General features: G+C 72.1%; 11 protein-coding genes and 2 riboswitches. Of the genes, 2 read left to right on the top strand and 9 right to left on the bottom strand.

From position 1 onward, the window contains the following. Positions 1–5 precede the first annotated feature (5 nt). Complete coding sequence (locus CP967_RS00325) at positions 6–497, top strand: hypothetical protein (RefSeq protein ID WP_150485974.1); 492 nt, start codon at positions 6–8, stop codon at positions 495–497. Positions 498–1,066: 569 nt separating this feature from the next. Here CP967_RS00325 and CP967_RS00320 read toward each other — a convergent pair. The 9 genes from CP967_RS00320 to CP967_RS00280 form a co-directional block, all read right to left on the bottom strand. Continuing rightward, positions 1,067–1,981 carry a hypothetical protein gene (locus tag CP967_RS00320; protein ID WP_150485973.1) on the bottom strand — a complete coding sequence of 305 codons (915 nt, stop codon included), beginning with the start codon at positions 1,979–1,981 and terminating at the stop codon, positions 1,067–1,069. A 98-nt stretch (positions 1,982–2,079) separates the two neighbouring features. Then, complete coding sequence (locus CP967_RS00315; protein WP_150485972.1) at positions 2,080–2,865, bottom strand: ABC transporter ATP-binding protein; 786 nt, start codon at positions 2,863–2,865, stop codon at positions 2,080–2,082. Next, positions 2,862–3,980: a FecCD family ABC transporter permease gene (locus CP967_RS00310; RefSeq protein ID WP_150485971.1), complete on the bottom strand. Its 1,119-nt coding sequence runs from the start codon at positions 3,978–3,980 to the stop codon at positions 2,862–2,864. Before CP967_RS00310 ends, CP967_RS00315 begins: the two co-directional genes overlap by 4 nt. Beyond that, positions 3,977–4,942 carry an ABC transporter substrate-binding protein gene (locus CP967_RS00305; protein ID WP_150491615.1) on the bottom strand — a complete coding sequence of 322 codons (966 nt, stop codon included), beginning with the start codon at positions 4,940–4,942 and terminating at the stop codon, positions 3,977–3,979. Before CP967_RS00305 ends, CP967_RS00310 begins: the two co-directional genes overlap by 4 nt. Before the next feature lie 108 nt (positions 4,943–5,050). Then, a riboswitch (cobalamin riboswitch) is annotated at positions 5,051–5,171 on the bottom strand. A 91-nt stretch (positions 5,172–5,262) separates the two neighbouring features. Beyond that, positions 5,263–6,006 carry a class I SAM-dependent methyltransferase gene (locus CP967_RS00300; RefSeq protein WP_150485970.1) on the bottom strand — a complete coding sequence of 248 codons (744 nt, stop codon included), beginning with the start codon at positions 6,004–6,006 and terminating at the stop codon, positions 5,263–5,265. Next, the gene (locus CP967_RS00295) at positions 5,975–7,243 is read right to left on the bottom strand and encodes an MFS transporter (RefSeq protein ID WP_150485969.1); all 1,269 of its coding nucleotides are present in this window, start codon (positions 7,241–7,243) and stop codon (positions 5,975–5,977) included. The genes CP967_RS00300 and CP967_RS00295 overlap by 32 nt, the downstream gene beginning before the upstream one ends. Then, positions 7,236–8,477, bottom strand: a complete 1,242-nt coding sequence (locus CP967_RS00290; RefSeq protein ID WP_150485968.1) for an ATP-grasp domain-containing protein — start codon at positions 8,475–8,477, stop codon at positions 7,236–7,238. Before CP967_RS00290 ends, CP967_RS00295 begins: the two co-directional genes overlap by 8 nt. Next, on the bottom strand, positions 8,474–9,496 hold the full coding sequence (locus CP967_RS00285) for a cysteine synthase family protein (protein WP_150485967.1): 1,023 nt from the start codon (positions 9,494–9,496) through the stop codon (positions 8,474–8,476). The genes CP967_RS00290 and CP967_RS00285 overlap by 4 nt, the downstream gene beginning before the upstream one ends. Continuing rightward, complete coding sequence (locus tag CP967_RS00280; protein WP_150485966.1) at positions 9,493–10,482, bottom strand: GHMP family kinase ATP-binding protein; 990 nt, start codon at positions 10,480–10,482, stop codon at positions 9,493–9,495. Before CP967_RS00280 ends, CP967_RS00285 begins: the two co-directional genes overlap by 4 nt. Positions 10,483–10,614: 132 nt before the next feature. After that, positions 10,615–10,761: riboswitch (cobalamin riboswitch) on the bottom strand. 270 nt (positions 10,762–11,031) lie between these two features. Here CP967_RS00280 and CP967_RS00275 point away from each other — a divergent pair. Then, positions 11,032–12,012, top strand: coding sequence for a ferric reductase-like transmembrane domain-containing protein (locus CP967_RS00275; protein WP_150485965.1), 981 nt, complete (start codon positions 11,032–11,034; stop codon positions 12,010–12,012). The last annotated feature ends 27 nt before the right edge of the window (positions 12,013–12,039 follow it).

Genomic DNA, 12,039 nt, shown 5'->3' with positions numbered 1-12,039 from the left:
CACCGGTGCGGGCCAGGGATACTTCCCGTCTCCTGCACGAGGTCATCCACATCTCGGGAGAGTTCGATATGGCGCATGCGCTGGCGTTTGTGGCCGTAGTGGCACTCTCCGGGCTCTCCTTCCTCATGTACGTAGCCCTTCGGGCGCTGCTGGAGATTTTCGTCGCCAAAGTACGACTCGGCACCAGGGGAGCGCGTACTCGGGGCAGGTGTGTCGGATACACAAGCAGCCGCTACGGCAACGGGGTCGTCGTGGCATTCGCGGACCCGTCTGGCGTGACGAATCACATGGTCGCCCGTGCGTGGAAGGGCGTACTGCCGGAAAAGGGGAGCGAGGTGGAGATCGTCTACCTGCCGCAGGATCCAAAGGTGGCTGACGTCTGGCCGGTTCGCGCGCTCATTCCCAACGCCGTCTATATGACAGTGGCGGTCCCGGTGTTTCTGGCGGCGGGCATGGCATGCGTGGTGGCCGTGGCATGTATCGTCCGAGCTGTGTGACTCTCCGGCTGACCGAGGCCCCCGGTGTGCGGGAGGTGCTGACCAGTCGGCCGGGGCGGTTTGACGGGTGATCAGGTTCGTTTGTCCGGCCGTCGCCAGGCCGGCGTAGCACTTCTCCTCGAACTCGACGGGGCCGGGGCGGCCGAGCCGTTTCCGGGCCCGCCGGCTGCTGCGGAAACGGTCGGGGTACCCGAAGCCGCCTTCCCACGCCGCCACCGCGAAGTCTCGTTCACCCACCCCCGGCAGAGCGATGCGGACGTCCCCCACCGGGCCGTCTCTCAGATCGGCGGCCTCACCCCTCCCGGCCACGCAACGGCCCCTGCGGAGACCGCCACCATCCGCCGGCGCATCGTGACCACGTCCAAGGAGCACCCCGGAAAGGTGTCCCGCGGCCGATCGGCGCGGCTCCGCAACGGAATCCACCCCGGCGCGTGGGAGCACGCCGTGTGAGGGCCGGCCTCTGCCCGGCGTCGAGGGCGGCCTCGCGCTCCGCGGTGGTGTCGTGTCCGCGCGGCCATCGGCCCCTGCTCGCGGTGACGGCAGACTCCAGTCGCTCTTTGAAGGCTGTACTACTCGGGCTCGGGCGTCAGCCAGGTGACCACGACGGTACGCGCGACCTTCGCGTCCTTCATCGCCCGTGACCGGTGGTTGCCGTTGGTGTAGGAGTCGCCCGCGGGGGCGATCCCCAGGCCCGGTTCGAGCATGGAGTTGAGGGCCATGAGGTCCTGGTCGCCGGTACCGAGTTCCCTGGCGAGCGTCATGTGCTGCTCGGCGATCTCACGGTCCGGCCTCCCCTCACGCCTCGCCCGCTCGATCAGTCCGATCGCCAGCTCGCTGACGCCGGCCCAGTCCTGCTGGTGGTACCAGCAGCAGGAAGTGCGCCCGTGGGGCTGATCACGCGAACCGGACACCATGCAGGCCTCCCGGAACGGGTCCGGTTCGGGCAGGTCGGTGACCGCCACGATCTCGTATCGCAACTGCTCCTCGGGCGGCTCGGGGCGAGGGGCGTAGCCCTCGCCGCGGGTGCCGTCCACCGGTGCGCCGACCAGCGCGGTGAGCTGCTGTGCGCGAAGCGGCACCCACCCGGCCGCGCGGAGCTCGGAACGGCTGTCCATGTGGAAGACCACCATCTCGTATCCGCCGTCCGGCCCGGGGGCCGCAGGGTCCACCTGGCGCTGGATCCAGAGTGGCGGTTGCGGGGCGTCCGGGAAATACAGCTCCCATACGCGGGAGGCGTAGCGCTCGGCCGCGTTCGTCAGGCTGGTGCCCTCGTCGTAGGTCTGCGTCGCCACCGCGACCGGCCGGTGGCCCGGAGCGGTGAAGAGCTGGAGCCGGAAGCTGCAGGGGGACCCCCAGGCGTCGCTTCCGGCGTCGAACATGTGGTCGTCCACCGTCCGGTCGCGGGGTGCCGCGTGCACGCGCAGGATCTCTTCCGGACCGGGATCGCCGCCGGGTTCCGACGGGAGCGGTGGCTGGTCGGGCACGGGGGTCTCCACGGGTGAGGACGGTCAGAGGGCCCTGAGGACCGCGCCGACTCTACAGAGGACGGTGGCATCGGCGCCGGGGCCGCCGCCGGAGCGCTTCAGACGCGTGGCCCTTCGGGGAGGAACGTCACCTGTGGCGCTCCCGTGCACGGATGGGTGGCGACTTCCGCCGCCACTCCGTAGACCTCGGCCAGGAGGTGCGGGGTGAGGACCTCGGCGGGAGGACCGGAGGCGGTGACCGCGCCGTCGTGCAGGACGTAGAGGCGGTCGCAGTAGTAGGCGGCCAGGTTGAGGTCGTGCAGGGCGAGCAGCACGGTCGTGGGCAGGCGGCGCAGGGTGCCGAGCACGGACAGCTGGTGCCGGATGTCGAGATGGTTGGTGGGTTCGTCGAGGACGAGGAGGGTGGGCCGCTGGGCGAGAGCACGCGCGATGAGGACGCGCTGGCGTTCGCCGCCGGAGAGCCGGTCGAAGGGGCGGTCGGCCAGGTGGACGGCGTCGACCGCCAGGAGCGCGGAGTCGATGAACCCGGTGTCCTCGGGGGTGTCACCGGACAGAAGCCGTTTGTGCGGGGTGCGGCCCATGGCGACGACCTCGCGGACGGCGAGGTCGAAGTCGGCCGCCGAGTCCTGGACCACCGCCGCCACGGTGCGGGCCAGTTGCCGTACCGGCAGTGACCAGGCGTCGCCTCCGTCGACGCGTACCCGACCGGTGTCCGGGCGCAGGACGCGGTAGACGGTGCGCAGGAGACTGGACTTGCCGCTGCCGTTGGGGCCCACGAGCCCGATGGTCTCGCCCGGACGGGCGGTCAGGGAGACGTCGCGCACCAGGTGACGGGCTCCGGCGGTGAGCGTGACGCCGTCGATGCTCAGTTCGGTCGCGGTCATGCCACTCCTCGGTCGGTGCCGCGCCGGGCGTCCCGGCGCATCAGCCACAGGAAGAACGGCCCGCCGCACAGGGCCGTGAGCACGCCGACGGGTATTTCCATCGGCGCGGCGATCGTCCGCGCGGCGATGTCGGCCCAGATGAGGAAGACCGCACCGCCGAGCGCCGCCGTCGGCAGTACCCGGCGGTGGTCCCCGCCGACGAACAGGCGCACGATGTGCGGCATCATCAGCCCGACGAAGCCGATCGGCCCGGCCGCCGCGACCAGCACTCCCGTGACGAGGGAGAGCACGACGAACAGGCGGGCACGGAACCGGCCCACGTCCAGCCCCATCGTGGTGGCCGCCTCCTCGCCGGCCAGCAGCAGATTCAGGTTGCGCGCCTGCACCATGAGGACGCCGATACCGAACAGCAGAGCCGTGCTCGGCAGCCACAGGGTGCCCCAGTCGACCCCGCCGAGGCCGCCCAGGGTCCAGGCGAGGACCGCGCGGGCCTCGTTGCCCCGGCCGGTGGTGAGCAGCAGCAGATCGAGGACCGCGGTGAGCACCGCCGCGACCGCCACCCCGGACAGCACCAGCCGTGCCGAGGTGATACGTCCGCCGGTGCGGGCGGTGGCGTACACGAGCAGGAGCGCGCCCAGGGCGCCCACGAAGGCGGCCACCGACAGGGAGACCGGCCCGAAGAGGGTGACCCCGAACACGATCACGGAGACCGCGCCGAGGGACGCCCCGGAGGAGACGCCCAGCAGGTACGGCTCGGCGAGCGGGTTGCGCACCAGGGCCTGCAGCGCGGTGCCGATCACCGCGAGGCCTGCGCCGGTGACCGCACCGAGCAGCACCCGCGGCGCCCGCACGTCCATCACGATGGTCTCCCGGGCCCGCGGCCAGTCCGGCTGCCGCCAGCCGGCGCCCAGCGCGTGCGTCACGATGTCCCACACCTGGCCGGGCGGCACCCGGACGGAGCCGATGGCGAGGCCCGCCGTGGCGGAGACGACGAGCAGGACGGCGAGTACGAGCAGCGTGACGGCCGGCCTCGCACGGCCCGGCCCTGACGCGCCGGCCTTCTGCCGCTGGACCGTCCGCTCGACGGACGTACCGGTGGCGGCCGCCCGGGTCACCGGAAGCTCGCGGGGTGCAGTCCGCGAGCCAGGTCCTCGACCGCGTAGGCCGAACGGACGCCGACCAGGGTAGCGGTCAACGGCAGAACGACGAACCGCTTGTTCCTGACGGCGGGTACGTCGGCGAGCGCGGGCCGGGAGAGCAGGAACTCCTTCTTCTCCTCCACGCTTCCGGCGCCCGCGTAGTCGTAGATGACGATGGCCTCCGGCTTGCGTTCGACGACCTGCTCCCAGGAGACATCGCCGAAGACGTCGTCGAGGCCGGCGAAGACGTTCTCGCCCCCGGCCAGCCGGATCAGCTCGGTACCCAGGCTCCTGCCGCCTGCGGTGAAGGCGCTCTTGTCGCCGCTGTCGTAGACGAAGACGGGAATCCTGGGCCCGCCCCCGGCCTTGGCGGCGGCCTTGCCGACGCGGTCCTCCAGGTCCGCGACCAGTTCGCCGGCCCGGCCGGGGACGCCGAAGATCTCGCCGATGGTGCGGATCTCGTCGTAGGTGTCCTTCATCGTCACCCGCTTCCTGCCGCAGTACTCACGGTTGAGGTGGGTGTCGATGCCGACGGCGGCGAACGCCTCGCGGGAGCGGCCCTCGTTCTCGGCGAATGCGCTGCCGTAGCCGCCGTAGACGAAGTCGGGTCCGGCGTCCAGGACCTTCTCGAACGACGGTTCCCTCTCCGCCAGTTCGGGGATCGCCTCGTAGTTTTTCTTCAGCTCGGGCAGGACGGCGGAGTCGGGGAAGGCCGTGCCGATCATACGGTCCTCCAGACCGAGGGCGAGCATGAGCTCCGCCGGGTGCTGGTGGATGGTGACCGCCCGCGACGGCGGCTCGTCGTACGTCGTCCTCACACCGCAGTTGTCGATGGTGACCGGGAAGCCCGCGGGCTCGCCCGCGGCGGCCTTCGCGTCCCCGGCGCTCCCGCCGGACGGACCGCAGCCGGTGGTCAGCAGCACGGACGAAAGAGCCATGGCGGCGGCTATGGCACGGAGGAACCCGCGCGTGCGGGCAGGGGTGAACAGCTGGGACACGTGAAGCCTCCTGGAGTCCGCGCTCCTCGGATCGGGCCCGCGACGGACCAGTGTCCTGACTCCCGGATCGACGTTCCCCCCGCCTTCCCGCGCGGTGCGCAGTGGCGTGTCGGAGGGGCGCTCCCCGGTCACAGTGGCGGGACCGTGCCGGATTCGCACCGGCTTCCTGTCTCCCGTCGCGGCGATGACCAGGTGATCCTACGTCGCCCCGGCCGACGGCAAAAGCGCGTGCGGTCCCGTCCGCACGCCCGGTGCCCGGCTCACGCCTCGCGGACAGCCCGGAGGACGAGACGCTCGGCGTTCTCGTCGTAAGGACGTCCGTCGAATCCGCCGAAGACCTCCACGCGCCCGAAGCCCGCCTCCTCGGCCATCCGCCGCAGCTCCACCGCGCTGTACACGAACCAGGTCAAGGTGGCCCGGGTCACCCGCTCGCCCCGGACCAGCACCCAGTCGCTGCGCAGCCGCGCCCACTCGTCCAGCACGGTGTCGGTCTGCACCATCACGTCGTCGCCCCGCCGCACCACCTTGGGCGGGGTGACCCTGCGGGCCAGGAGTTCCTTCCCGGCGAGGTCCAGGACGAGCGTGCCGCCGGGTGCCAGGCAGGTGTACATGGTGCGCAGCACGCGCGCGTTGTCGGCGGGATCCTCGAAGTACCCGAAGGAGGTGAACATGTTGAGGACGACGTCGAAGCGGCCCGGTGCCTCGTACTCGCGTGCGTCCGCCCGCACGTACGTCACCCTGTCACCGGCCGACCGCTTGCGTGCCCGGTCCAGCATGGCCGGGCTCAGGTCCACCCCGGTCACGCGGTGGCCGCGGCGGGCGAGCGGCACGGTGAACACCCCGGGCCCGCAGCACAGGTCCAGCACGCGCGCCCCCTGCGGGAAGTCCAGCAGGGGAGAGGTGTCCAGCAGCTCCTCGGCCTGCTCGTGGCGCTGCTCGGAGAAGAGGAAGTCATGGAACTCGGTCCAGAAGTCATCGTCCTGGAACCCGCCCGTCCGTGTCATCGCGCGTCAGTGCTCCTTCATGGTCGCCGTCGGGGACAGGGCGCCGCGCGGTGCGTCGGCGCAGTGTGAGCAGCAGAGGGGGGAGCAGCAGGCACTGGGCGGCTGCCAGCATCCAGAACCAGCCGGTGTGTCCGGCCCGTTCGCCGAGGCCGTACAGCTGTCCGCCCAGCACACCGCTCGCGCAGGCGCCCAGGCCCGCGGCCAGCCGCTGCTGACCGAAGACCACGGCATCGGAGCGGGGGCTGCGGCGCAGTGCCTCCAGGTCGTTCTTCAGGAACAGCACGATGTCGCCCAGGGTGATCAGCGCCCCGCCCGCCAGCAGCGCCGCCCGGGTGCCGACCGCCAGCACGGCCATGCCCGCCGCCAGGCCCGTGAAGCCTGCCGCGAGGGCGAGGGCGTACGGCATACGCCGGATCAGGCCGGAGGCGAGCGGCTGTACGACGATGACCAGCGTGAAGCAGAGCAGCAGCACCACGCTGTAGAACGCGCTGGAGGTGCGCTCGACGGCGTACACCGCCAGGAAGTGCTGGAAGTGGAAGTAGAGGTGGAAGGCGAGCGCGTTGGCGGCGAACGGCAGGACCGCCACCCCGGCCAGAAGACCCGGCCGGGCCGTGCCCCCCGATCCGGCGGGGTGTTCCCCCTCTCTTCCGGGCAGCCGGGCGTGTCCCGCGGTGACCGCGAGGAACAGCGCCGTGACGGCCGCGAACAGCCAACCGGGCGACGACAGGACGAACGGCCCGGCGACCAGCGGGCCGACGGCCATCCCGGCGTTGAGCGCCGCGTTGCCCGCGGACAGGAACGCCGGGCGGCGCTCGTCGTCGACGCCGTGCACCAGGTACGCCTTGTTCGCGGGCAGGTAGAGCGCGGCACCGCAGCACGTCAGGACCAGCGCCCAGATCGCGAGGGGCGGCCAGCGCAGGGCCAGCAGGAGTCCGGCGAAACCGGCGGTGCGTACGGCCAGCGCCCACAGCATCGTGCGGCGCAGCCCGATCCGGTCCGCCAGAGCTCCGCCGACGATGCCGCCGGAGAACTGCACGAGCGATGCCACGGCCAGGACGGCCCCCACCGCGCCGAGCCCCATCCCGAGCCGTTCGTGCAGGAACACCGACATGAACGGCAGGACCATGAAGCTGCCGAGCGGGATGAGGAACGAGCTGAGCAGGAGGAACCGCAGCGGGCCGGTGAGCGGGAACAGCGAGGCCCGCAGCCCCGGCCCCCGGGCGGTGCGCTCACCCACCGGGCGCCTCCCGGCCGGCCGGGACGGTGCGTACGCGCAGGACGTTGGCGGCCGCCACCGCGCGATGGGTGGCGAGTTCGGCGGTCTCCGCCTCCGCGTACACGATGCCCGCGTATCCACGGCTGTCGTCCAGGTGCTCGATGAGGTCGCCGGTCCGCCTGACCGGGTACCAGGCAGGTGTTCCCGGCATGCCGGTGAGCCGGTCGAGCCCGGTGACCCCGGCGAACACGCCGGGCGCGGCCGGATAGCCCAGGACGAAGGCGGCGGCCGGGCCGCCGGGCAGGTCCGTGTCCATCAGACGGGGGCGGCGGCCGAGAGCGGCCTCGACCATCGCCTCGTACACGTTGACGCCGAGCGCCCGGCACATGCTTTCCCCGACCAGCGCGCCACCGATCCGGGGGTTGACCTCCACCACCTCCGGGCCGTCGGCGGTCAGCACGAACTCCACGTGAGCGAACCGGTCGGTGTAGCCGATGGCGGCGAGCACCCGGCTGAGCCAGTGCTCCAGGGACGTTTGCCGCGGGGCCGGGAAGGCGACGGGGAAGGCGGTGATCTCCTCCCGGAAGTGCGGCTCCGGCGACATGAGGCGGCTGGAGACACCCAGCAGCCGGGTGCGGCCGTCCCAGGTGAGCGTCTCGGCGCTGTACACCGGGCCGGGGAAATAGGGTTCGGCGAACAACCGCCCCTTCAGGGTCCGGCCGGATGCCTCGGCGAGTGCCGCGCCGAGTTCGCCCTCGTTCCGCACCAGCCACACGTTCTGGCTTCCGGTGCCCGCCGTGTCCTTGAGCACGAGCGGCAGTCCCGCCTCCTCGATGAGCAGCCCGGGTGTCCCGGGGCCGGGGCCGGTGCCCGTGGCGGCCCTGCCCCGTGTGAGACCGGCATCGTGCAGCCGGTTGCGCACGGCGGCCTTGTCCCGGGTCAGCCGCAGGACGGCCGGATCGAGACCGGGCAGGCCGAGGCGTTCGGTGAGGCCGGCACCGGCCGGGGTCCAGGTGTCGGTGGAACTGATCAGGCCGCGCAGCCCCGGGGTGCGCCGGAGCAGACCGGCGGTCCGCTCCATGTCGAAGGTGTCGGTCACGACGACGTCGAGGGCGCCGGCGGGCAGCCGGTCCAGTTCGTAGGCGTAGTGGGCGGGGTCGCCGGTCAGCAGCAGCAGGCGCTCGCCGAGCAGGTCGGCGGCGCGGACCAGGCGGCCGAGACCGAAGGTCAGTGATTCCAGGCAGGCCACGGTCATGTCGCTCGTTCCTTCCGGTCCGCCGGCCAGGGAGCGCGCTGCCACGTCATCCTCGACCAGGGCATGGCCATCTCCTGCGGGCTGCGGACCTCGACGGGCTTCAGCGCGGCCGGTTCCAGGGCCTCGGCATGCCGAGCGAACACGCGTTCTGTGTAACGGTGTCCGGTGTCGGCCCCTATCACCAGGTGCAGCCGGTCGGGGTGGCGGCGGGCCTCGTACGCCGCCGCCAGGTAGCCGGCACCGGTGGACAGTCCGGCGAACACCGCGTGCTCGCGCAGCAGGGCGACGGCGCCGGACATGGCGTGAGTGAAGTCCAGCCAGTGGACGGTGTCGTAGAGGTGGTGGCGGACGTTGTCGAAGACGATCGACGAGCCGATGCCGGCGATGATCGCTTCGGGATCGTGGTGGTCCTGGCTGCCGAAGGTGACGCTGCCGAAGGGCTGGACGCCGGCCAGGCGCACGGAAGGGTCCCTGGTGCGCAGGCGTTCCACGATGCCGCCGGTCGAGGCTCCGGAGCCCACTCCGCCGACGACGGTCAGCGGTGTGGCGGGGAACTCCGCCGCGATCCGGTCGGCGACCTCGTGGTAGCCGAGGTAGTGGATGCCGTCGTGGTACTGGCGCATCCAGTGGTGGCCGGGGCGCTCGGCGAGGATCTCGCGCACCCGCCGTACCCGGAGCTCCTGGTCGAGTGCGAGGTTCCGCGACGGCTCGACCCGCTCCACCGTGGCACCGAGGATCTCCAGCTGGGTGAGGGTGGTGGAGTCGACGGTGGTGGACGCGACGATGTGGCACCGCATGCCGTACCGGTGGCAGGCCAGCGCGATGGCGTGGGCGTAGATGCCGCTGGAGCTGTCGACCAGGGTCTGGCCGGGACGGACCGTACCCCGTTCCAGCAGGTGGCGGACGGCGGCCAGGGCCGAATAGATCTTCATCGACTCGAACCGGAGCAGGACCAGGCCGTCGGTGAGCCGGACGAGGTCCGGTACTTTCAGGGCGTCGGTGATGTGGGGGTGGATCACCCGTAGCCTCCTCGGGCGAAGGTGCACTGGTGGCCGAGCGAGCGGAAGAACGCGGAGAGTTCGGACTTGACCCCGGCGCGTGGGCGCGAGGCGAAGAGATAGCCGGCCAGGCAGCCGGTGTGGGCGACGAAGACGCCGTCGGCGCCGAACCGTTCACGATGGGCCTGCAGGCTGCCGAAGGTCGCCTTGGGCAGCACCTCCTGGGACAACGCGGCGCTGACCGTCGCGGCACGGGCGACGGCGGCCGGGTCCCCCGAGCCGAAGCCCTTCACCAGATCGGTCAGGCACCGCCGGTACTCCTCGCCGCGGCGCCGGTAGTGGTCCAGCAGCAGGGGAGTGACGGCGGCGGTGTCCACCGTGCCGGGTTCGGTGACGTAGACGGTGTGGAAGCCGAGGCCCGGGCCCAGTCGCCGCACCACCCGGTGCCGGCCGCTGAGATACAGGGCGAACTCGTCGAGGAAGACACTGTCGGCGCGCTCGATGTCCGCCAGGATGCCGACGACCACGTCCGCGTCGTACGGCAGGGAGAAGACCCGGAACAGGCAGCGCAGCGTCGCCACGATGTCCGCCGTGGAACTGGCCATCCCCACACCCACCGGCAGTTCGGAGTGGGCGTGCCAGTCTCCCGGCGGCAGGGCGAGGCCGTAGCGGTCCAGGAAGAGCCGGGCCGCCGCCGCGGACTTCTCCCCGAGCGGCGGAGCATGCGGCGGAGGTCCGGCCGCCGCCCTCGGGGTGAAGTACACCCAGGAGTGGCGGTCCACGGGGAAGGACACCACCGCGATCTCGGGCTCGGCGTCCGGCCGCAGAGGGCCCTGGTACAGCTCGCCCAGCGTGCCGTGGCAGACACCCGACACGGTGCGGCCCGACGGAGGGCGGCCCTGGCGGGCGCGTATGCCGGGCCTCGGCGCCGTCGGCCCCGGCCGGCCGGCGGACACCCCGGCCCGGGGCGGCGTACCCGAAGAGGGCAGGCTGGATGACGCGCGCATTCCTCCTCCGTCCCGGTCCTTGGACACCGACAGGGAAGGAGGCACGGCCGTACACGATGTACGACCGCCCATACCGCCGACCCAGTCCACGAGGTCACGTACACAGCCCGCGCGACGCGCGGGCGCAGTGGCAGGTCTTCGGACTCGCGGGCACGCCCGCCGAAAGGCGGACACCTACCGGCCGTCTCTTCCCCGGCCCTGACGCGGGCCCAGTGACATCGACGGCTTTCGTTCCCACTCACCGCTGCGGGACAGTCCCGGATTCGCACCGGGTTCCCTCTTGCGTCGCGCCACCGGGCGTCCGGGCGGACGGGCGGCGCGAACCGACTGCGTGCATCAGCGTAGAGGCGCCCCCGTCCCTGTGACAGGGGGGCTCCGGCGGTTGTCCTGAATGTGAGGGCGCGGCAGAAAACAGGGGTGTCCTGTGCGGTTCCTGTGGCGGCTCTGGCCGGATACCGCCTCAAGAATCGCTCTCACCTGGGCCAGACTTGTTGCCTCACGCCACACGCGTACCGCTGTTGCGGTGGCCCGTGCCCGGGGAGGCCCCTGATGACGTCAGACACGAGGCCCGACGAGGACGGGGCGGTGACCCCGGCCGCGCAGCGGCGGGCTCCCGGCGGCCGCGTCGCGCTGCGCGGTGACCTGCGGGCCGCCCTGCCCGACGCCACCGCGGCGGTGGTGGTCACGGCGCTCGTGTTCGCGTTCCTGTACGCGCGCATGGGCTCGGGTGCTTCGGACACGGTCGCGGTCATGCCGTTCATGGACGATCCCGGCACGTACTGGATGTACCTGCTCAGCCAGGCGTTCGGCTGGTCGGGGCTGCTGTGGGCGTGGGGCACGGTCATGCTCGGCCTGCTGCTGTCGGGGCCGCGCCCCGCCCGGTTGCCGGTCTCCCGGCAGGTGCTGGAGCGCTGGCACCGCACCACGAGCCTGACGACGATGGCGCTGATGTCCGCCCACGCGCTGATGTTCGCGGCGGAACTCGTGCGGTACGAGACGAAGGTGGCGTGGGCGGAACGGCTGTGGGTGGCCTTCGCGGACAGCTTCGTGCCGGGCTGGTACGACTCCGGGACCGGGAGGATCGCCATCCCGCTCGGCCAGGGCGCCCTGTACCTGGCGATTCCGCTGGGGCTGCTGTTCTACGTCCGGCACCGCATCGGAGCGAACACCTGGCGACGGCTGCACCGTTTCGTGATCGTCGTGTACGTGCTGAGCGTGTGGCACACACTGCTGTACGGAACCAACGTCTGGTACGGGGAGTGGCCGCGCACTGCTCTGTGGCTGCTGCAACTGCCGGTCGCGGTACTGCTGTTGCTGCGGCTGCTGAAGCCGGCCCGGCGGGCCGAAAAGCTGGGTCCCCCCGGCGGGGGCACGGCCCGTCCGGCCTGGTGGGCGCGTGCGGCCGGACGGGCCGTCGCCGCGGCCGTCGTCGTCGGGCTGATCGCCGTGGTGGTGTCGGACCGCGACGGCGGGCGGGACCGTCCGGCCCACCAGCCGGCGACGGCGCCGCACGCCCAGGAGACGGACTGACCGCCGGCACCGGGCGGGCCGGGCGCC

The sequence above is a fragment of the Streptomyces nitrosporeus genome, assembly GCF_008704555.1.
GTDB lineage: Bacteria > Actinomycetota > Actinomycetes > Streptomycetales > Streptomycetaceae > Streptomyces > Streptomyces nitrosporeus.
This window is presented reverse-complemented; position numbering and strand designations above follow the sequence as displayed.

Excerpts from the sequence above, each read along its gene's own strand:
- CP967_RS00275 (WP_150485965.1), top strand. The coding sequence starts at position 11,032 with ATGACGTCAGACACGAGGCCCGACGAGGACGGGGCGGTGACCCCGGCC.
- CP967_RS00300 (WP_150485970.1), bottom strand. The coding sequence starts at position 6,006 with ATGACACGGACGGGCGGGTTCCAGGACGATGACTTCTGGACCGAGTTC.
- CP967_RS00290 (WP_150485968.1), bottom strand. The coding sequence starts at position 8,477 with ATGACCGTGGCCTGCCTGGAATCACTGACCTTCGGTCTCGGCCGCCTG.
- CP967_RS00280 (WP_150485966.1), bottom strand. The coding sequence starts at position 10,482 with ATGCGCGCGTCATCCAGCCTGCCCTCTTCGGGTACGCCGCCCCGGGCC.
- CP967_RS00305 (WP_150491615.1), bottom strand. The coding sequence starts at position 4,942 with ATGGCTCTTTCGTCCGTGCTGCTGACCACCGGCTGCGGTCCGTCCGGC.
- CP967_RS00315 (WP_150485972.1), bottom strand. The coding sequence starts at position 2,865 with ATGACCGCGACCGAACTGAGCATCGACGGCGTCACGCTCACCGCCGGA.